We start from the raw sequence: 20677 nt of genomic DNA on the forward strand, positions 1-20677 counted from the left end.
CATAAACCCCACGCTCCAGCATAGCCTCGGCAAAATGACCGGCTATAGCGGCATCGTGCAGCATCACTGGCACAAAAGGTGGGACTCATTTTTTTAAAGACACTGGCTTACGCTTAACCCCTGTGTCTGCCAATTTCACCACTCTGACACAACATTCATTTTCTCGCCTGCCGGCTGTCCTTTTTCTATACACCCTTCAATTCCTTATGTAGGGCTACTGCAATTTAGCCTAATTTTAGCCTTGGATAAAAAATCGCTGGTAAATTTTGAATATGATGACTGGCAGTTGATTGAAGGAAGTTCCCCGGCACTATACAACTGGTTGAGCTTCTGGGTTGAAAGAGAATTTCTCAATTGTAGTGCAACCAAAGTGCTACCAGTATAAATTGGGTTCTTGTAAGCTATTGAAAATAATTCAAAAGTGAATGCCTTGATCCTATCCATCATGGGGGCAATACTAAAGCGGCGGTTTAAAGGAGTCATAAAATTAATCTAATGGATTGCCAATACAAAGGCCAAATATGGTTTAAGTGGTGTGTAATCGCAGGTTACAGCAGCAATATTGGCTTTCACCCATTGTTCGTGGTTAACAGGCTCCCAGAATATTTCGAAGCCCGCATTAATAATATGTTCAAAAAGAATTCGTTGGGTACGGCCATTGCCCTCGCGAAAAGGGTGGATCATATTTAAGTCGCCGTAAAATTCCGCAACTAGGGGGATAAGACTTTCACGTTTTAAACCTTCAAAATAGTGTTGCTCTGAAAACTTGACAAATAATTTTTCAGATTCACGATTTATAAAGTTAACGTTGCAAAAGTGTGTGGATCCCCTACTGATATCTAGCTGACGAAGCTGTCCGGCCCACGGATAGATATCCTGAAAAATTTGTTTATGTATTGTACATAAATAATCAAGGTTATAAGGCGGTGTTTGAAATTCTAATTCGGCGACACAAGCCTCAGTAATATCGCGCTCTGCACTTTCAAGCGTTTTGTTATCTGTAATATTAAGGAGATTGATTAAGGTTGAAGTGCCAGGATAGCAGTCAGGGTCTTCCTCTGTTCCATACTTATCTACCATTGGCGGTTTCGGCTTTATTAGCGGGTCTGATACTTAGCAATAACCTTTGCTTTTGCAAGAGGTTTGTTGGCAGTGTGTGAAGGGGGCTCGATACCTTCTAATTTAAGGCTGGCAAGATAGTTAGATAGCCGGTTTTTGGCTATAAAGGCTTGTTTAGTGGCTAATGAGGTTTGTTGGTTAGCTTTTATCAGATACAGTCTTTCGTTCATTCAATTAACCAAAATTATATCATAACCCGTCGAGTATTCAGAGTGCCTTATTGGTTGGTACTGATTTTTGGCGGCGTTGTGCGGGGCATCTTTACCCCGGCTTGTTCTTTTGTGATGGGGTATAGGCCTCAACGGTGGTTTAAAGTATCCATAAATCAATAACCTATAAGAAAGGGGAGCAATTCTACAGATAAAAGGCCGTGATTTGCCGGGGACGGCTAAGCAGCTTTCGGCTAGCTAAATATTGAGTTAGAGGTGGGGATTTTGCTCTCTTAAGTGTCTTAATACATAAGAGACGACGTTTTATGGTTTTCAGGTCGAGAGGTTCTCCCCATGTTACAGCCGTGTTTTATTGGTCATATCCAACCCTCTTTTCTGAGGGCAATGGCTAATAAGAAATTCTATCAGGGATACACGACTATCGAGCTAATGGCGCAGGCTACATCTGAGCGCGAATGCTTGATGGTAGCTGCTGTGTCGTTGTTTGAGGTGAAGCATGGGGAGCTTTTTACCGGGATGAATGAGCAAGAGGCTGGCTTTGTTAAACGCTGCCATGCGGTGGTGCGGCAGTTTCTTGATGATTCGGATAGTTCACTAGTGTCTTAGCCCGATTTATCAAAACAACGCTCCTACTTCCATCGTCTTTTGGCTGGACGCATTTTAAGGGGGGGTGATAGGATGCGCGAGCAGTTAATGGCCGCGGCCAGTCAACAATAATAATAAGCGAGATCTTTTATGTTTAACCATCGTGTTGGTGATTATGGCTTAACGGCATTAATACTAACGCTGTTGCTTATTATGCTAACAGCCGGTTTTAGTTTGCTTTACTCGTTAGTATGGACTCTAGTGGTGGCTGCGCGTTTACCTTCATGGGTTGATAAAGCTGAGGCCTATGTGGTGCCCGGTAAACAGTTAATCAATGATTTGCCGGACCAGGAATTTATGCGGCGCCTGGAGAAGGTGAAACAGTTATGGCATCAATGCCCTGTTGCTATTTATGCCCTGGGTGGGCGTACTTATAATAATACTCGTACTGAAGCTGCCGTCGCTGGCGAGATTTTACTAGAGAGCGGTGTTGATAAAGAGGCTGTATTCCTGGAGCAGGTTTCCCGGCATACTCTGGAAAATCTACAGTGCATTCAACCGATGGTTGAGCATTGTAGTGAACTAACCCTGATATCCAATCGCTATCATCTGCCCAGATTAATCGCGATGGCCAATGCTATTCCATTGTCGGTTGTGGCAGTGGCAGCAGAAGAGCATTTAGCTCTTTCTCCAGATAGTTTAACCCGCTGGATTAAAGAAGCCTTCTATAACCACTGGTATGGGGTGGCGCGTGTTTTGGCTAAAGTTCTGGGCTAGCATCGCAACTATATTGTATTAATGGCGGGTTATTGTGCCGTTAATTAACATTTTTCTGTTAAAATGCGGCCAATTATTATCTGTTTGTATTTGAGGTTTATTTTCCATGGCAGAAGCCGTTATGTCTCACGATGCCGCTGACCAGCAGCTCGTGCGTGATCATCTGGAACATTTGCACCAACCAAAGCCCCTGAGCGGTGACCAGCAACAGCAGCTTAAGCAGCGCATTAAAGATTTACTGGTACGGGAAAACGCCGTACTGGTCGCTCATTATTATACTGATCCCGTGATTCAGGAGCTGGCTGAGGAGACCGGTGGCTGTGTTTCTGACTCTCTGGAAATGGCCCGTTTTGGCCGTGACAATCCAGCATCAACACTGGTGGTTGCCGGTGTTAAGTTTATGGGCGAAACAGCCAAAATTCTCTCACCTGAAAAACGCGTGTTAATGCCCACCTTAGAGGCAACTTGTTCTCTGGATATTGGCTGTCCTGCCGATGAGTTCTCCGCTTTTTGTGATCAACACCCTGACCGTACGGTGGTGGTTTATGCCAATACCTCCGCAGCTGTAAAAGCCAGGGCTGATTGGGTGGTGACGTCCAGCATTGCCTTAAAGGTGGTTGAGCATTTAGATGCCCAGGGCGAAAAAATCCTGTGGGCTCCCGATAAGCATTTAGGCAGTTATGTACAGCGTGAAACCGGTGCCGATGTCTTAATGTGGGATGGCGCCTGTATTGTGCATGAAGAATTTAAAGCCAAAGGCCTGCAAGACCTAAAAGCAATTTATCCGGATGCTGCCATTTTGGTGCATCCTGAATCCCCAGAGCCTGTGGTGAAGATGGCGGACTATGTGGGTTCAACCTCGCAGATTATCCATGCCGCTGAAACTATGCCCAATAAGCAGTTTATTGTGGCAACGGATCAAGGGATTTTTTATAAGTTACAGCAACAAATTCCCCATAAGGAATTTATTGTTGCCCCTACTGCAGGTAGCGGTGCTACTTGCCGTAGCTGTGCCAGTTGCCCGTGGATGGCGATGAATGCCCTGGATAATATGGCGGATGTGTTAGAGACCGGTGCTAGTGAAGTGTTTGTTGACCAGGGTTTGGGTGAGCAGGCGATGAGGCCGCTAACGCGGATGCTGAATTTTTCTGCGGGTAAATAAGGGGGTAGTTGTTCTGTCATTCCCGCGAAGGCGGGAATCTACAGTGCTGGGTTCCCGCCTGCGCGGGAATGACGTTTGGGGGAATGACATTGCTTAAAGATTACTCATCTGCACTTCCAGCTGTTTTATCTGCACAATCCTTTGTTTGATTTTAGCGCTGGTTAAATGGTCGTTTTTGACCAGTGGTAAAGCATAGCTGAGCTGCTTTGCGGCTCTATCCAAAACACCATTCAAGACAAAATATTCAGCCCTTGCCCGGTGTACGCCAATAATATTTCCCGCCAACCCATGAGTTTCTGCCAGCAAATACCAAACCGAAGGGTCGTTGGGTTTTACTGTGGTATGTTGTTCCAGCAGGGCTTCGGCGCGATGAGGTTGGTTGGCTAACAGATAAGTTCTGGCCAGCATCATACTGATAGGGTGGCTGTTGGGTGTAAAGGAGAGGGCGCCCTCTAATAGATTGATGGCTTCCAGTAATTGGCCGGAGGCCATTTGTAGCTCAGCCAGGGCTAGCATATAACTGATTTCATTAGGCTCGGCGGCCATCAAGGTGTTTAGGCGCTGCTGTGCTTCTTCAAACTCGCTGTTGGCTGTCAGGGCCAGTATCAGCCCGTATTGGTCGGCATCCGGGTAGCGGCTGGGTTTTTCCAGTTTGGCGCGAAAATGTTTTACGGCGTCTTTGCTGCTATCAATAAAGCTGATTTCCACCCGTGCTCGCATCAATTGGAAGTTGGGGTTATCGGTATACATTTTTCGAGGGTACTGCCGCGAGCGGTTGCGGGCATCGCTGATCCGGCTTTCGGTCACTGGGTGAGTCAATAAAAACTCTGGCGGGCGGTTGCCATAATAGCGCGAAGCCTGTTGCATCACTTCAAACATCCCCGCGGCAGCGCTGGGATCCATATCTGCCCTTACCATGGTTTCCATTCCGGTGCGGTCTGCTTCCTGTTCATGCAGGCGGCTATAGCGCAGTTGGTTTTGCAAACTGGCGGCCTGGGTAGCTGCTATCGCGACCATACCGGCATTGCCTCCTTCAGTTGCGGCAAGAATAATACCGGCCAGCAAACCGGCCATATTGGGAATAGCGTTGCGCTTTTGGGCTTCTACACTGCGGGCAAAGTGGCGCTGGCTAAGGTGGGCTAATTCGTGGGACATAACAGAGGCAAACTGTGCCTCGGTTTCTGCTTGCAATAGCAGGCCATTGTGGATGCCCAGTACGCCGCCGGGGACGGCAAAGGCATTGATCGCCTGATTGTTCACAATAATAATATCGAGCCGGCGGTCTTTGAGTTCACTGTGGGTGGCGAGTTTGTACGTTAACTCTTCAACATAGCCTTGCAGCAGGGGGTCAGAGACAATTTCAACTCTACTGCGAAACACTCGCAACCAGGCGCGGCCCAGTTGATATTCTTTGTCTAGCGAGAATAGGGCAGAGGAGGCATCACCGAGTTCGGGGAGTTCAATCTCTTGTTTTACCTGTGCGGTGGCTGGGTTTATCAGCAAAGCCGCTAGAAGTGTCCATAAAGTGAGTAGAAGGTTTTTCACTATTGTTGGTGATCCTTGTAAGTCTGGTTCTAATAGTCGCACTTTAGCGGTTTATGGGCAATGGCGCTAACACCACCGTCATTCCCAAAAAAACTCTCGTCATTCCCAAAAAACTCTCGTCATTCCCAAAAAAACTCTCGTCATTCCCGCGAAGGCGGGAATCCAGCCTGCATGGTTATGCTGTTATTCCCGCCTTCGCGGGAATGACGGTGGTTGGATGTGATTGTGGGCATAAAATTCCATTCTGTCTTTAAAGAGCTAATCACTTGGGTCTATACATTCATCCAGCTATACTAGTGCCTTTTTATAACTGTTAGTTGCGCTTTCCCGTATGAACGAATTGGATACCTGTGGTTTGCCATGCCCATTGCCGCTGTTGAAAGCCAAGCAGGCCTTAAACGCTATGGCTAGCGGCGAGCAGCTAAAGGTCACAGCAACCGACCAGGGTTCATGGCGTGACTTTCAAGTGTTTGCCGACCACAGTGGCCACCACTTGCTGCGGCGGCAGGAAATTGATGGCATCTATCATTACCTACTGGAAAAAAAATAAGCGTACAGCGCTTTCGGAAACTCTATGATAAAAATATTCAGACGTTGGCTTGATCAAATCTTTGTAGAAGAAGAATCGATTATCCTATTACTGCTGATTGCCTGCAGTATGGTGGTGTTGATCACCATGGGTAATATGTTAGCGCCTGCCATCACTAGCCTGATTCTTGCCTTTATGATGCAGGGTTTGATTGGCCAGCTTACTGCTCGCAATGTGCCCCAGTGGGCATCGGTAAGTATCGCCTTTATTATCTTTGTGGGTACCTTTTTAACCGCCTTGCTGGTTATTCTTCCGCTGGCCTGGAACCAGATGGCCAATCTGTTTAATGAATTACCGGGGATGATGTCGCAATGGCAGCAACTGATGTTGGTGTTGCCAGAAAAATACCCTTCGATTTTTACCGAGCAGCAAATTCAAGAGTGGATTGTGCTAGCTCGTTCTGAAACCGCCAAAATGGGGCAGTCAGTACTGTCATTTTCAATTTCAAAAATTCCCAATGTGGTTGGTATTCTGATCTTTGTCGTATTGGTACCTATCCTGGTGTTCTTTTTTCTAAAAGACCGCCAGGTGCTGCTGAATTGGATGGGCGGTTTTTTGCCAGAACAGCGTCCGATGCTCGAAAAAATTTGGCATGAAATGAATGACCAGGTGGCTAATTATGTGCGTGGCAAGGCCGTTGAAATAGTGATTGTTGGCCTGGTGAGTTATTTAGTGTTTACCCTGTTTGGCTTAAATTATGCCGCCTTACTGGGTGTGTTAGTTGGCCTGTCAGTGGTGATTCCCTTTATTGGCGCTGCGGTAGTAACCTTGCCTATTGCGATGATTGCTTTTTTCCAATGGGGTTGGAGCTCTGAATTTCTTACCCTGATTGCTATCTATGCCGTTATCCAGGCGTTAGATGGCAATGTACTAGTGCCTTTATTGTTTTCTGAAGCCGTTAATTTACATCCCGTAGCCATTATTTTGGCTGTGTTGGTCTTCGGAGGATTTTGGGGTTTATGGGGTGTGTTCTTTGCCATCCCGTTGGCGACTTTGATTAAGGCTGTTATTAATGCATGGCCGGTTGCCAAGTCTGGGAACGCCGCTGCAGAATAAGTGCGATTAACAGGAAACACTCATTAATGATCAGCTTTATTGCTCGACTTTTTAAGCCCTTTTGCTTTGCTATTCTAGCCGCTGCGTTAATAGTATTAACGTCTTGTAGTGGGGTACTGCCCGGCGACAATACCGAGGCGGTGATTAAAAGTGAAAATGATCATCGTGACTATCGCTATATTACGCTGCCAAACCAACTGAAAGTTCTATTGGTATCTGATCAAAAAACAGAGCGCGCTGCTGCTTCCCTGGATGTGAATGTGGGTAGTCGACAAGATCCACAAGACTATCAGGGCCTGGCTCACTTTTTAGAGCATATGCTGTTTTTGGGGACTGAAAAATACCCTGAGGCCGGCGAGTATCAAGCATTTATTAGTAGTCATGGCGGCAGCCATAATGCTTATACGTCTTTTGAGCATACTAATTATTTCTTTGATATTGATCCCAATAGTTTTGAGCCAGCCCTGGATCGGTTTTCGCAGTTTTTTGTTGCGCCTTTATTTACTGAAGATTATGTAGAGCGCGAAAAAAATGCCGTGCATTCGGAATACACGGCCAAGATTAAAGATGAGCGCCGCAAAGGTGCCGATATTTTTAAAGCAGTAATTAACCCCGAGCATCCCTTTGCCACATTAAGTGTGGGTAATCTTGAAACACTATCCACGGCCGGAGAAAAGGCCATCAATGGTAGCTTAAGGGACCAGTTACTTGAGTTTTATGATCAACACTATTCCGCCAGTATTATGACGTTGGTGTTGGTAGGGCGCGAGTCTTTGGATGATCTTGAAGCGATGGCCAGAAGTAAATTCTCGGTGGTGCGCAATAATCAGCGGCAGATTGAGGATATCCCAGAGTCTTTAATGGCAGAGGGAAGCTTGCCTATGACGCTGGAGATAAAACCTGGGCAATCTGTCCGTATGCTATCAATAGCCTTTCCTACCCCGGAAGTGGTGCAGCACTACCAGCAAAAACCGACCAGCTTTCTGGGCAATATTTTGGGCCACGAAGGTAAAGGCAGTTTGCTGTCTTATTTAAAAGCGCAGGGTTGGGCCGAAGGTTTAGGGGCTGGCCTGGGTTTAAGTTATAGCGGCGGCGCTACCTTTAATATTACCATCCAATTAACTGAAGCCGGTGTTGCTGCCTCTGATGATATTGTTGTGGCAGTTTTTCAGGCAATTAACCGAATAAAAGTGTCAGATGATAAAGCCTGGTTGTTCGCCGAGCAAAAAGCGATTGCCGAGCAGCAATTTCGCTTCCAGCAAAAATCACCCGCCATTCGCTATGCCAGTGGCTTGTCGTCAGAGATGCATTATTACCCCGCCCGGGATGTGTTGCGAGCGGGTTCATTAATGACTCACTATGATGCTGAGTTGGTCGAGGATTATCTGGCTTATTTAACCCCTCAAAATAGTATTGTGACATTAACGGCTCCTTCCGTTAAAACGGATAAGCAAAGCTATTTCTATCAGGCGGATTACACCGTTACTAAAACGTCTACCGAGCAATTAAATGCATTGGCGGCTGCAGGTGTTAATGAGCAAATCACCTTGCCAGAAAGGAATGTATTTGTTGCTGAAGATTTGTCGATTGTTGAGCCTGCATCCAGCACGGATGTGCCCGCTTTATTAAGTGATAAGGATGGACTGCGTTTATGGTTTAAGTCCGCGGACAGGTTTGCTTCACCCCGGGGCAGTTTGCAGTTTAGTGTGCGTTCGCCGGTGGCTAATGATTCTGCTGAACATCGAGTGCAATTGCAGTTGCTGACAGCGTTGCTGGCGGACGAGCTTAATGAGATGTCTTATTCAGCCACACTGGCTGGCTTAAATTATTCCTTAAATGCCCATGTGCGTGGCTTCTCGGTAAAAATTAAAGGCTTTAGCGATAAGCAAGCGCTGTTGTTAGAGAAGATTTTAGCGACCTTATCATCCCCGGTTTTTAACCCCAAGCGCTTTGAAGATATTAAGCTTGAGCATATCCGTCGTCTTGAAAACAGGGATAAGCAACAGCCTTACCATTTAATCACGGGTGAACTGCCCGACCTGTTGTATAAAAATAGCTGGCCCTATGAGCAGCAGTTAGCTATTTACAAAGCGGTTACCCTGCAACAAGTAAAAGCCTACCGGGAAAGGCTATTGTCTGCGGTACAAATCGATATGCTGGTTTATGGTAACTATTTGCAGCGAGACGCCGAGCGTTATGCTGCCAGTGTTAGTCGTACTTTGTTAGGGAAAGCCGCTTCACCGGTGGCGATAGAGGTTATTCAATTATCCGACAAGCCCTTCTCCCGCGAGGTAAAAAGCCAATATAGCGATGCGTCCCTGATGCTTTATATCCAGGCTATAGACACCGATAAAGTTAGACGAGCAGCAATGGGGGTGACAGCACAAATCCTGCGCTCTGATTTTTACACTAGCCTGCGAACTGAAAAACAGCTGGGCTATGTTGTGACCTCAGGTGCTTACCCATTGATGGATGTAGCGGGTTTATATTTTCTGGTGCAGTCACCGGTGGCCGGCCCGGAAACATTGGAGCAGGAAATTAACCAGTTTATTCAACAGCGTTTTTTATCGATAGCGGATATTAGTGAGCAGGATTTCGACCGGCAGCGCAAGGCTGTGTTATCAAAACTGTCTGAACAGCCGCAAAATCTTGCACAACAGGCGCAGCGTTATTGGGCGGATATTAGCCAGAATTATTATCAGTTTGATTTTCGTGAGCAGTTAATTGCGGCTATGGAGTCCCTGACTTATCAACAATGGCAACAATTCTTTGCCGAGGATGTGATTGAAAATAAGCGGCGTATTACTGTTTATACCGTGGGCCAGTTTGCCGACCAGGCAACCGTTCAGGGTGAGCCGATAAAAGTGCCTGCAGATTTTAAAGCACCGCTACCGGTTTATACTTTTCAGTAACTAGATATTTAAGCGATTCAGGCTATCTTTGTTAGTAGCTTTTTTACTATTGAGGATGCCCTGGACGTGCGTCTAGTTTTAATTGTTGATGACTCAAAAACCGCCAGACTATTGCTGCGGAAAATGCTCGCTAAATATGATGTTGACGTTGCGATGGCGGAGTCTGGTGAAGAGGCGCTGGAGTACCTGCAGGGTAATAAGCCCGATGTAATTTTTATGGATCATATGATGCCGGGTATGGATGGCTTTGCCGCAGTTAAGGCGATTAAAGCTGACCCGGATATTGCTTCTATCCCTATTGTTATGCACACCACCAAACAGGGTGATATCTATCTTGGTCAGGCCAGGGCTTTGGGGGCGGTTGATATCTTAACCAAGCCGGCGAGTGCCAGTGATTTGTCCCGTATTTTGGAGCAGGTCAATAACCGTGATACCAGGATAGAAACCGAGATTGAGCCGGTTGTTGTCCCCGATACTGTTGTCGTAACTCCACCCTTTTATGGCTCAGCTCGGCAATCGTTATTTGTATTAATTTGGGTGGTTTCCATCGTTTGGTTAATTAGCCTTTATGTCGATGAGCAGGTAGAGATTAAGCTGTTACAGCAACAACAAGCTAAAACCTTTGGTGTTATTGAGGCTTTGATGAATCGCCAGCAAACCTACGATTATGGCGAGGTGCCTATGGGGGGCAACCGCCTGGCTTTGCTGGAAACGATACTGCCTTTACTGGAACAGGCCGGTTTTCGTGGGGCGATTCGTATCGAGGGGCATGTCGGTGACTTTTGCTTGTCTCAAATATCCTTGGCGGATGGCTCTGAGGTAATGATGTTGCCGTCGCCAGAGCTGCCCTTAACCGCCTGTGATGTTATTGGAGTTTCCGGCGCTATGGCGATGCGTCAATCGATAGCGCAAAGCTCAGGATTCGCCGCTCTGCGCAAGCAATCCCAGAGGGCAGGGGCAGCTATACGTATTGAGCTGGCCGCCTATGGTGCGACAACCCCTCAATATAGCTATCCCGTTGACATTGAGAGCGTATCTACCGGGGATTGGAATGCGGTGGCGCTGGATAATAACCGGGTCAAATATCTGCTGATTGCGGATTGAATATTCAGTATGTAGTTTTTTTACATAAAGGGTAGGCATTCTTTAGGAGGGCACAAAAGCCTCCACGCCGTCATTCCCGCGCAGGCGGGAATCCAGTGCTGTCAATTTCCGCTTTGCGGAAATAACAGCATGAGCATGCAGGCTGGATTCCCGCCTGCGCGGGAATGACGGGTTATTTGGGAGCTGTTTCGCCAAAGCTATTGAAAATTATATTTAGTCCTGTAAAATTTTTACATATCTGGCGCTGTAGCTGTTACAGATGCCGTGTTTGCAGGTTTTCTGCAGGACTCACCCAAGCTTCTATACTCACCAATGAATGAAGATATATTTAACCAAGGTATTGCTATGCAGGATAATGACCCAACGGAAACGGCCGAATGGCTTGAAGCATTAAACGATGTTTTAGGGCAGGAGGGCGGCCCTGAGCGGGCAACTTACCTTTTAAAGACCCTGGCTGAAAAAGTGGCTCAGTCAGGCAGCCAGGTTCCCTCGGCTATTACCACACCCTTTAGAAATACCATCAAGCCCGTTGATGAACGCCGCATGCCGGGCGATTTATTTATGGAGCGCAGAATTCGCTCGCTGATTCGTTGGAATGCCCTGGCCATGGTTATGCGGGCCAATGATAATGATGAAGGTCTGGGGGGGCATATCTCTACCTTTTCTTCTGCGGCCACACTGTACGATATTGGTTTTAACTATTTCTTTAAAGGTAATGATAATGGCCCCGGTGACCTTATTTATTATCAGGGCCACAGTGCGCCAGGTATGTATGCTCGCTCATTTCTTGAGGAGCGTCTAACAGAAGAGCAGTTAGATAATTTCCGTCGTGAAGTGGGGGGCAATGGTTTGTCCTCTTACCCCCACCCCTGGTTAATGCCTGACTATTGGCAGTTCCCAACGGTATCTATGGGCCTCGGCCCGATTCAGGCTATCTATCAAGCCCATGTTATGAAATATCAGCAGAGCCGTGAATTGGTTCAGCACAGTGATCGCAAAGTCTGGGCCTTTTTGGGAGATGGCGAGTGTGATGAGCCTGAATCTTTAGGCGCTATTGCCAAAGCCGGTCGCGAGCATTTGGATAACCTGATTTTTGTGGTGAACTGTAATCTGCAGCGCCTTGATGGACCTGTTCGTGGTAACGGTAAAATTATCCAGGAGCTTGAAGGTGTATTTCGCGGTGCTGGCTGGAATGTGATTAAAGTGATCTGGGGGCGCCACTGGGATGCCCTGTTAGAAAAAGATAAAACCGGGCTGCTGAAAAAACGCATGAATGAAGTCTGTGATGGCGAGCTGCAAAACTATAAAGCCAACGGCGGTGCCTACACCCGTGAGCACTTCTTTGGTAAATACCCTGAGTTATTGGAGTTGGTTTCTGACTTGTCCGATGACGATATTATGTATTTAAACCGTGGCGGTCATGACCCTTACAAGGTTTACGCCGCCTACGATCAAGCCGTTAACCAAAATAACGGCCAACCCACCGTAGTGTTAGCCATGACCGTAAAAGGTTACGGTATGGGTGACTCCGGTGAAGCGCAGAATGAAACCCATTCACTGAAAAAACTTGATCTGGAAAGCCTGAAAAAATTCCGCGATCGCTTTGCGCTTCCAATCAGTGATGAAGAATTAAAAGATGTGCCTTATTACCGCCCGGCCCAGGATAGCCCGGAAATGGTTTATATGCGCAAGCGCCGTGCAGAGCTGGGTGGGTATATTCCTTCCCGTAATCCTGATTTTAATGCCCTGGAAGTACCGCAACTGGACGATTTAAAAAGCCAGTTAAAGAGCAGTGGCAAGCGTGAAATTTCTACCACTATGTCCTTTGTAAGAACACTGTCTACGCTGACCAAAGATAAGAAGATTGGTGAGCGTGTAGTGCCTATCGTCCCCGATGAGGCCCGCACCTTTGGTATGGAAGGTATGTTCCGTCAGCTGGGTATTTATTCATCACAGGGTCAGCGTTACATGCCCCATGATGCCGACCAGATTATGTATTACAAAGAAGATGAAAAAGGCCAGATTCTGGAAGAGGGTATTAATGAGGCCGGTGCATTTTCTGCCTGGCTGGCGGCGGCCACCTCATACAGCAACCATGGTTATCCCATGGTGCCTTTTTATGTGTTCTATTCCATGTTTGGCTTCCAGCGCATTATGGATTTGGCCTGGGCTGCTGGTGATACCCAGGCGCGGGGTTTCCTGATGGGTGCTACCGCAGGTCGCACTACCTTAAACGGTGAGGGTTTGCAGCACCAGGATGGTCATAGTCTACTGATGGCTAATATGATCCCGAATTGCGTTGCCTACGATCCTACTTACGCTTATGAGCTAACCGTGATTATTCAAAACGGTTTGAAACGTATGTATGAAGACAAAGAAAACTGCTTCTATTACATCACCATTGAAAATGAAAACTATCACCACCCTGAGATGCCTGTAGATTGTGAAGAGGGCATTATCAAAGGGATGTATTTGCTGCAAAAAGCCGAGAATAATAACATCCATACCGTTCAACTAATGGGTAGCGGTTCTATTCTTCGTGAGGTTGAAGAGGCGGCAACTATTTTGCGCAAAGATTTTGATGTGGATGCCGATATCTGGAGTATGACCAGCATCAATGAACTGCGTCGTGATGGTATGGAGTGTGACCGCTGGAATGTGATGAACCCTGACCAGGCACCGAAAAGGTCTTACGTTGCCGATCAGTTGGAAGGGCATGAAGGCCCGGTGATTTGTGCCACAGATTATATGAAGTCCTATGGCGAACAGATTGCGCCGTTTATTCGTCGTCAGTTCCGCGTGTTGGGTACTGATGGTTTTGGTCGCTCCGATACCCGCACAAAATTACGTTATCACTTTGAAGTAGACCGTTACTTTATTGTCCTGGCTGCCCTTAAGTCTTTGGTTGATGAAGGCAAGCTGGATGTTTCGGTGGTGGTTAAAGCGGCTCAAGACTTTGGGATCAGCGGTGATAAGCGCGACCCCATGAACTGTTAATCTTTTTTAAAACTTAATTCAGGTAGTCAGTGTGAGTAAAGAAATTATTAAAGTGCCGGATATCGGTGGAGCAGAAGGCGTAGAGGTTGTAGAGATCTGCGTGGCTGTTGGCGATACCGTTGAGAAGGAAGAATCTTTGGTGGTACTTGAGTCAGATAAGGCTTCAATGGAAGTGCCTTCGCCTATGGCGGGTAAAGTCATTGCTATCACTATTAGTGATGGTGATTCGTTGTCTGAAGGCGATGTGATTCTTGAATTGGAAACAGCGGCTGAAGCTGCTCCTGAGCCTGTTGCCGAAGAGCCCGTTGAGGAGACGGTTGAAGAGCCTGTTGCTGCGCCTGAGCCAGAACCTGTTACTGCTGCGGCTCCTGCTAAGGTAGAAACTCCTAAGGCTGTTGAAGCGCCTACCCCAGTTATCGCTGAACCTGCAAAAGTTACCCCCACAGAAAAACCGTCATCCGGCGGCCATATCTATGCCGGTCCTGCTGTTCGTCGTTTGGCCCGTGAAATGGGTGTTGAGCTAGATCAGGTGAAGGGCAGTGGCCCCAAAAACAGAATTTCCAAAGATGATTTAAAGGCTTATGTAAAAACGGCACTGACAGAGAAGCCCGCATCGGGCAGTGCAGGTATTCCTGCCATCCCTGAGGTTGATTTTAGTAAGTTTGGTGAAATCACGGTTGAGCCGTTAACGAAAATTCATAAGATGACTGCCCATAATATGCAGCGCAACTGGTTGAATATTCCCCATGTTACCCAGTTTGATGATGCAGATATTACTAACCTTGAAGATTTCCGTCAGTCGCTAAAAGCGGAAGCGGAAAAGCGTGGTGTGAAGATTACACCGCTGCCGTTTTTATTGAAGGCTTGTGCGGCAGCCTTGCGTGATAATCCCAAGTTTAATGCCTCCCTCTCTGCCGATGGTGAGAGCATGGTATATAAGCACTTTATTAATATCGGTGTGGCGGTGGATACGCCGGCCGGTTTGGTTGTGCCAGTTATTAAAGATGTGGATAGAAAATCCATTTGGGATTTGGCCGCTGAAACGGTTGAGCTGGCTACCAGGGCGAAAGACCGTCAGTTAAAACCTGTGGAGATGCAGGGTGGTTGTTTTACCATTTCCAGCCTGGGTGGTATTGGTGGCCAGGGCTTTACGCCTATTGTTAATGCCCCTGAAGTGGCGATACTGGGTGTTTCCAAATTGGCGACCAAGCCGGTTTGGGATGGTAATGAGTTTATGCCCAGAAAAATGCTGCCTTTATCTTTGTCTTATGATCATCGTGCTATCAATGGCGGTGATGCTGGTCGGTTCTTTACCTATCTAACCGCAGTACTTGGCGACATCCGTCGTTTGGCTCTTTAACGCTCTCACTCCTTTTCATCAAAGCAACGTCATTCCCGCGAAGGCGGGAACCCAGTACTGTAGATTTCCGCTTTAGCGGAAATAACAGCATAAGCATGCAGGCTGGATTCCCGCCTTCGCGGGAATGACAGAGAATGGGAAATGCTATTGGCAGATTGAATTCGCAATAGGCGGGCGGCTGGTATAAATTATCACTGTTCAATGATGGATGGCCTAAGGGTAAGGTGTAATGATAGAGACAATAATTGATGACGTAGATTTTGGCCCTTTGGCATTATTACCCGGTACTTGGAGGGGTGAGAAGGGTATGGATATAGCCCCTGAGGAAGACGGCTCCAAAAAGGAAAATCCCTTTAGCGAAGAGATTGTCTTTGAGATTGTAGGGGATGTTACCAATGCCGGTAAACAGACGCTGGGTGTTGTGCGCTACCACCAAAAGGTTTATCACAAGAAAGATGGCCAACAGTTTCATGACCAGCTGGGTTATTGGGTTTGGGATCCTGCGGCTGGCACGGTAATGTTTACCTTGACCATTCCCAGAGCTGTTAGTTTAGTTGCCGGTGGTGATTTCGATATAGGGTCTATGGATGATGACGCGGTATCTATTACTGTTGAATCGGAAGAGGGGGGTGACTGGGGTGTAGCCCAATCCCCTTTTATGCGGGATAACGCCAAAACCACCGGTTTTAAAATCAATCTGGAGGTGGATGGCGATAAGATGTCCTACTCTCAGACCACCTTTTTAGATATCTATGGCCGTAAATTCGACCATACCGATAACAGCACTCTAGTAAAAGTTTGACCCCAACGTCGTTCCCGCGCAGGCGGGAACCCAGCACTGTAGGTTCCCGCCTGCGCGGGAACGGCAGCTTACTGCGATTTACCTACCCCTGCACTTACTGTAAAATGCCGCGCTTTCCCAAACAAGCTAAGGCAGCCCCATAGCCATGATAGAAGTAGGCGCGATCAAGCAGAGTATCAAAGACCTGACCGAGAGGACTGAAGTCCTTAGGGGGTACCTTTGACTATGATGCCAAGAAAGAGCAATTGGCTGAGGTTGAGCTCGAGCTAGGCGAACCTGCGGTTTGGGAGCAGCCTGAACGGGCACAGGAATTGGGGCGTGAACGCTCATCCTTAGAAGCCGTGGTTAAAACCATCGATACCATGACCACTGGCTTAAGTGACTTAACTGAACTGTTAGAGATGGCAGTTGAAGAAGAGGACGAAGATACCTTTGCCGAAGTGGAGTCGGAAATTGACGGCCTGAGTGAGCATTTGGCCAAGCTGGAATTTCGTCGGATGTTCTCCGGTGAGATGGATGCCAATAATGCCTTCCTTGAAATTCAGTCCGGCTCCGGTGGTACCGAGGCCCAGGACTGGGCAGAAATGGTCTGCCGGATGTATTTGCGCTGGGGTGAGTCAAAAGGCTTTAAGACCGAATTAATGGAGGCTTCTGATGGCGATGTGGCAGGGATTAAATCAGCCACTATTCAGTTTTCTGGTGAATATGCCTTCGGCTGGTTGCGCACCGAAACCGGTGTTCATCGGCTGGTTAGAAAATCCCCTTTTGATTCCGGTAGTCGCCGCCATACCTCTTTTTGTTCGGTGTTTGTCTCCCCTGAAGTTGACGATAATATCGATATTGAAATTAACCCTGCAGATTTGCGCACCGATACCTATCGAGCCAGTGGTGCGGGTGGGCAGCACGTTAACAAAACCGATTCGGCGGTGCGAATTACCCACGAGCCCAGCGGTATTGTGGTGCAGTGCCAAAGCCAGCGTTCGCAGCATAAAAACCGTGATGCAGCCATGAAGCAGTTAAAAGCTAAACTGTATGAAATGGAAATGCTAAAGCGTAATGAAGCGTCCCAGGCACTGGAAGATACTAAGGCTGATATCGGCTGGGGTAGCCAGATTCGTTCTTATGTATTGGATGACCAGCGCATCAAAGATTTGCGCACCAATGTCCAGACCAGCAACTGCAACAATGTACTGGATGGCGACTTAGATCAATTTATGGAAGCCTCCCTAAAAATGGGCTTGTAAACACACACCGTCATTCCCGCGAAGGCGGGAATCCAGACTGCATGCTTATGCTGTTATTTCCGCTAAAGCGGAAATTGCCAGAGCTGGGTTCCCGCCTTCGCGGGAATGACGTAAACAATTAATTAATCGAGTTAACAACATGTCACAAGACAACGTTACAGACGAAAATAAACTGATTGCAGAGCGCCGCGCCAAATTAAGTGCTATTCGCGAGCAGCGTAATGCTTTTCCTAATAGCTTTCGTCGCGATGCTTATGCGCAGGACTTACAGGAAGAGTTAGGTGATAAGGATAAAGAAACTCTGGAGCAGTTAGATCGTCGTGCTTCTGTAGCGGGCCGGATTATGGCCAAGCGTGGCCCGTTTTTAGTGTTGCAGGATATGAGTGGTCGAATTCAGGCCTATGTCGATAAAAAGAAATTGCCCGAAGAGCAGCTACCAGAAATTAAAACCTGGGATATTGGCGATATTATTGGTTGTGAAGGGCCGGTGCATAAATCAGGCAAGGGCGACCTCTATGTCTACATGGAAAAGGTTGAGTTATTAACCAAGTCCCTGCGTCCATTGCCGGATAAATTTCACGGTTTGCAAGATCAGGAAATTCGTTATCGCCAGCGTTATATCGACTTAATGGTTAGCGAAGAATCGCGCAATATTTTCCAGATTCGCTCGAAGATGGTTAGCTTTATGCGTAACTATTTGGACAGCGCTAATTTTATGGAAGTTGAAACGCCGATGATGCAAGTGATTCCCGGCGGTGCAACGGCGCGTCCGTTTGTAACTCATCATAACTCCCTGGATATGGATATGTATTTGCGTATCGCACCGGAGCTTTATTTGAAGCGCCTGGTTGTGGGTGGTTTTGAACGGGTTTATGAAATTAACCGTAACTTCCGTAACGAAGGTTTATCCACACGTCATAATCCGGAATTTACCATGCTGGAATTCTATCAGTCCTATGCCGATTACAATGACCTGATGGATCTGACTGAGGATATGCTACGCAAAATGGCGCAAAGCGTTTTGGGTACCACCACCCTGACCAACACCACGAAAGACGAAAACGGTGAAGTCGTTGAAACCAAAGAATATGATTTATCCAAGCCGTTCCAGCGTATTTCAGTGTTTGATTCGATTCTGCACTTTAATCCTGAGCTAAAGCCGGAAGATATCAATACGCTGGAAAGCGCACGTAAAGTTGCCGAAGACTTGCATATCCCCATGAAGGATATTTATGGCTTGGGCAAAGTGCAGATTGAAATCTTTGAAAAGACCGTAGAAGACCGTTTGGATCAGCCGACCTTTATCACGGAATATCCTACGGAGGTGTCGCCTTTGGCCCGTCGCAGTGATAACAATCCTTTTGTCACCGATCGTTTTGAGTTCTTTGTGGGTGGTCGTGAAATTGCTAACGGTTTCTCTGAGCTTAATGATGCGGAAGACCAGGCCGAGCGTTTCCAGGCGCAGGTGGCGGAGAAAGATGCCGGTGATGATGAGGCGATGCACTATGATGCTGACTATGTGGCGGCGTTAGAGTATGGATTGCCACCAACAGCCGGTGAAGGTATTGGTATTGACCGTTTGGTGATGTTGTTTACGGATTCACCTTCGATACGCGACGTATTGTTATTCCCGCATATGCGTCCGCAAGTTTAACCACTTGCCACCTATCGTCATTCCCGCCTTCGCGGCAATGATGATAGGTTACGGTTGCTCATTCAGCGCAGGCTCGTTGCTGGCCGGGTTATCCACAAACTCGATGGTAAACTTAGTACCGGTCTTAATCGAGCTAATTACATTAATCGTTGCCCCCATTAAATCGCAGTACTGCTTGCATAAGGCCAGGCCCAGACCGGTGCCGCCAAACCTGCGGGTGGTGGATGAGTCGGCTTGGGTAAAGGCATCAAATACGATTTTGGCCTGGTCTTTAGTCATGCCGATGCCATTGTCGGAAACGCAAAAGCGCACAACAGCCGGTTGGCAGGTCGTGTCATATTCAGCGCTCAGGCTGATATGGCCATCCTGGGTAAATTTGCAGGAATTACTCAGCAGGTTAAAAAATATTTGGCGGAATTTGGTGACGTCATTATGGAGTAAGGGCAGCTTGCTATTACTATCAAAGGAGATGTTATTGTTGCCTTTTTGGGCCAGTGGTGAAATGGTCGAAATCACTTCATTTAAAACCGTCGCACTATCAAAGTCTTCGTTGTAGATCGTCATTTTTCCGGTTTCAATTTTTGAGAAATCCAGCACATCATTGATTTGATTTAACAAGTGTCGGCCAGCGGAAAGGACTTTTTTCAGATCCTCGCTTTGGTCTTCAATACTGATATCTTCCAACTCAATATCTTCCAGCATCATTTCACTATAACCAATAATAGCGTTGAGCGGTGTGCGCAGTTCGTGGCTCATATTAGCTAAAAAACTACTTTTTGCGCGGTTGGCCTGGTCTGCATTTTCTTTTGCCTGGTGAACTTCTGCTATGGCATTTTGCAGTTTTGCCGACATGGCGTTAAAGGCCTCTGCCACTTCGCCCACTTCGTCGCGGTTTTTTATTGGTATACGATAGTCGAGGTTGCCACCGCCAATAATAATGGTGCCCTTTTTAAGTTGCTTAAAGGCGTTGCCGGTATAGCGAATGAGGAAAAATCCCAGACCAATAGTGAGAATAATCGAGGCAAAGAAAACGGTGAAAGTGATATTGTTGGTTAGCGATTCTATCTTTTCAATTTCAACGGCTTGTCGATCGGCGACTTGAATCTGTTTTTTCTCGAGATATTCAAGGTCGTTTATAACTTGTTTAAAAACCAGTTCAAGGTAGTCGCTATCTTCATAGTGGTTGTAATTATCATCGTTATAGTTTTGGTAAAAGTTTTTCCATAGCGGGGCCAGTTCAAGAAAGCTGCCATTGAGTACTTTATAGGGGCTTGAGGTGCGGTCTTGGGTAGTAAGCCCAAGTTGTTGCATTTCAGTCTGTAGTGCAGCAATCTCGTTAAGGGCCTGGGCGGTTTCTTGCGGGGTTAGTTTTTCGTTGAGGGTGGTGCGCAATGAGCTTAATAATAAAATCGCTTTATGCAGGTCATCGAGGTTTTGCTTGACGGCGGAGGCCTGTAGTTGTCCGGTTACTGCTTGGCGCAATTGAATTAGGCTGGCGTTACGGGTGCTATTACTCCATGAGTCGGTGCCTACATTGATAGAGAATAAAATCAATATAATGATAATGGAGATTGTTAGTCGTTCGCGTAAGCTCATGGATA

The 20677-nt window shown here is 47.0% G+C and carries 16 protein-coding genes; 12 read left to right on the forward strand and 4 right to left on the reverse strand.

Annotation, left to right across the window (positions count from 1 at the left end; translation table 11 throughout):
• Positions 1–492 precede the first annotated feature (492 nt).
• Together P8H32_RS00250 and P8H32_RS00255 are read right to left on the reverse strand one after the other, a co-directional pair.
• Positions 493–1080 carry a Fic family protein gene (locus tag P8H32_RS00250; protein WP_301088160.1) on the reverse strand — a complete coding sequence of 196 codons (588 nt, stop codon included), beginning with the start codon at positions 1078–1080 and terminating at the stop codon, positions 493–495.
• A 17-nt stretch (positions 1081–1097) separates the two neighbouring features.
• Positions 1098–1289, reverse strand: coding sequence for a YhfG family protein (locus tag P8H32_RS00255; protein ID WP_301088161.1), 192 nt, complete (start codon positions 1287–1289; stop codon positions 1098–1100).
• Positions 1290–1673: 384 nt separating this feature from the next.
• On the opposite strand from P8H32_RS00255, the gene P8H32_RS00260 reads away from it, so the two are divergent.
• The 3 genes from P8H32_RS00260 to nadA all read left to right on the forward strand — a co-directional run bounded on the left by P8H32_RS00260 (position 1674) and on the right by nadA (position 3813).
• Positions 1674–1895 carry a hypothetical protein gene (locus P8H32_RS00260; RefSeq protein WP_297290834.1) on the forward strand — a complete coding sequence of 74 codons (222 nt, stop codon included), beginning with the start codon at positions 1674–1676 and terminating at the stop codon, positions 1893–1895.
• Between the two features lie 129 nt (positions 1896–2024).
• Positions 2025–2651: a YdcF family protein gene (locus P8H32_RS00265; protein ID WP_301088162.1), complete on the forward strand. Its 627-nt coding sequence runs from the start codon at positions 2025–2027 to the stop codon at positions 2649–2651.
• 106 nt (positions 2652–2757) lie between these two features.
• Positions 2758–3813, forward strand: a complete 1056-nt coding sequence (gene nadA / locus P8H32_RS00270) for a quinolinate synthase NadA (RefSeq protein WP_297290832.1) — start codon at positions 2758–2760, stop codon at positions 3811–3813.
• Positions 3814–3906: 93 nt separating this feature from the next.
• On the opposite strand, the gene P8H32_RS00275 is transcribed toward nadA, so the two are convergent.
• On the reverse strand, positions 3907–5358 hold the full coding sequence (locus tag P8H32_RS00275) for a M48 family metalloprotease (protein WP_297290831.1): 1452 nt from the start codon (positions 5356–5358) through the stop codon (positions 3907–3909).
• Between the two features lie 310 nt (positions 5359–5668).
• Between P8H32_RS00275 and P8H32_RS00280 the strand changes: the two genes are divergently transcribed.
• The 9 genes from P8H32_RS00280 to lysS all read left to right on the forward strand — a co-directional run bounded on the left by P8H32_RS00280 (position 5669) and on the right by lysS (position 19076).
• Positions 5669–5908: a sulfurtransferase TusA family protein gene (locus P8H32_RS00280; protein WP_301088276.1), complete on the forward strand. Its 240-nt coding sequence runs from the start codon at positions 5669–5671 to the stop codon at positions 5906–5908.
• A gap of 24 nt (positions 5909–5932) precedes the next feature.
• Positions 5933–7003, forward strand: coding sequence for an AI-2E family transporter (locus P8H32_RS00285; RefSeq protein WP_297292181.1), 1071 nt, complete (start codon positions 5933–5935; stop codon positions 7001–7003).
• Between the two features lie 26 nt (positions 7004–7029).
• Positions 7030–9915 (forward strand): insulinase family protein, encoded by a 2886-nt coding sequence (locus P8H32_RS00290; protein ID WP_301088163.1) that lies wholly within the window; start codon positions 7030–7032, stop codon positions 9913–9915.
• Between the two features lie 66 nt (positions 9916–9981).
• On the forward strand, positions 9982–11019 hold the full coding sequence (locus tag P8H32_RS00295; protein WP_301088164.1) for a response regulator: 1038 nt from the start codon (positions 9982–9984) through the stop codon (positions 11017–11019).
• 312 nt (positions 11020–11331) lie between these two features.
• Positions 11332–14016: a pyruvate dehydrogenase (acetyl-transferring), homodimeric type gene (aceE, locus tag P8H32_RS00300; RefSeq protein ID WP_301088165.1), complete on the forward strand. Its 2685-nt coding sequence runs from the start codon at positions 11332–11334 to the stop codon at positions 14014–14016.
• Between the two features lie 31 nt (positions 14017–14047).
• Positions 14048–15376: a dihydrolipoyllysine-residue acetyltransferase gene (gene aceF, locus P8H32_RS00305; RefSeq protein ID WP_297293101.1), complete on the forward strand. Its 1329-nt coding sequence runs from the start codon at positions 14048–14050 to the stop codon at positions 15374–15376.
• Between the two features lie 229 nt (positions 15377–15605).
• Positions 15606–16178, forward strand: coding sequence for a heme-binding beta-barrel domain-containing protein (locus P8H32_RS00310; RefSeq protein WP_297293100.1), 573 nt, complete (start codon positions 15606–15608; stop codon positions 16176–16178).
• 145 nt (positions 16179–16323) lie between these two features.
• A protein-coding gene (gene prfB / locus P8H32_RS00315; protein WP_297293099.1) for a peptide chain release factor 2 occupies positions 16324–17422 on the forward strand; the annotation gives its coding sequence in 2 pieces (ribosomal slippage) (positions 16324–16398 and positions 16400–17422; 1098 coding nt in all).
• A gap of 139 nt (positions 17423–17561) precedes the next feature.
• Positions 17562–19076, forward strand: a complete 1515-nt coding sequence (lysS, locus tag P8H32_RS00320; protein ID WP_297293098.1) for a lysine--tRNA ligase — start codon at positions 17562–17564, stop codon at positions 19074–19076.
• A gap of 48 nt (positions 19077–19124) precedes the next feature.
• Here the strand turns inward: lysS and P8H32_RS00325 are convergent, their stop codons facing one another.
• Positions 19125–20672, reverse strand: a complete 1548-nt coding sequence (locus P8H32_RS00325) for a HAMP domain-containing sensor histidine kinase (RefSeq protein WP_297293097.1) — start codon at positions 20670–20672, stop codon at positions 19125–19127.
• Between the last annotated feature and the right edge of the window lie 5 nt (positions 20673–20677).

The organism is Oceanicoccus sp. (genome assembly GCF_029238675.1).
In the GTDB taxonomy this organism is placed as follows: domain Bacteria; phylum Pseudomonadota; class Gammaproteobacteria; order Pseudomonadales; family Dasaniaceae; genus Oceanicoccus.

What these genes read in the sequence shown, in the direction of transcription:
- P8H32_RS00250 (WP_301088160.1), bottom strand. Translation starts at nt 1,080, where the DNA reads ATGGTAGATAAGTATGGAACAGAGGAAGACCCTGACTGCTATCCTGGC.
- P8H32_RS00255 (WP_301088161.1), bottom strand. Translation starts at nt 1,289, where the DNA reads ATGAACGAAAGACTGTATCTGATAAAAGCTAACCAACAAACCTCATTA.
- P8H32_RS00260 (WP_297290834.1), top strand. Translation starts at nt 1,674, where the DNA reads ATGGCTAATAAGAAATTCTATCAGGGATACACGACTATCGAGCTAATG.
- P8H32_RS00265 (WP_301088162.1), top strand. Translation starts at nt 2,025, where the DNA reads ATGTTTAACCATCGTGTTGGTGATTATGGCTTAACGGCATTAATACTA.
- nadA (WP_297290832.1), top strand. Translation starts at nt 2,758, where the DNA reads ATGGCAGAAGCCGTTATGTCTCACGATGCCGCTGACCAGCAGCTCGTG.
- P8H32_RS00285 (WP_297292181.1), top strand. Translation starts at nt 5,933, where the DNA reads ATGATAAAAATATTCAGACGTTGGCTTGATCAAATCTTTGTAGAAGAA.
- P8H32_RS00290 (WP_301088163.1), top strand. Translation starts at nt 7,030, where the DNA reads ATGATCAGCTTTATTGCTCGACTTTTTAAGCCCTTTTGCTTTGCTATT.
- aceE (WP_301088165.1), top strand. Translation starts at nt 11,332, where the DNA reads ATGAATGAAGATATATTTAACCAAGGTATTGCTATGCAGGATAATGAC.
- P8H32_RS00310 (WP_297293100.1), top strand. Translation starts at nt 15,606, where the DNA reads ATGATAGAGACAATAATTGATGACGTAGATTTTGGCCCTTTGGCATTA.
- lysS (WP_297293098.1), top strand. Translation starts at nt 17,562, where the DNA reads ATGTCACAAGACAACGTTACAGACGAAAATAAACTGATTGCAGAGCGC.
- P8H32_RS00325 (WP_297293097.1), bottom strand. Translation starts at nt 20,672, where the DNA reads ATGAGCTTACGCGAACGACTAACAATCTCCATTATCATTATATTGATT.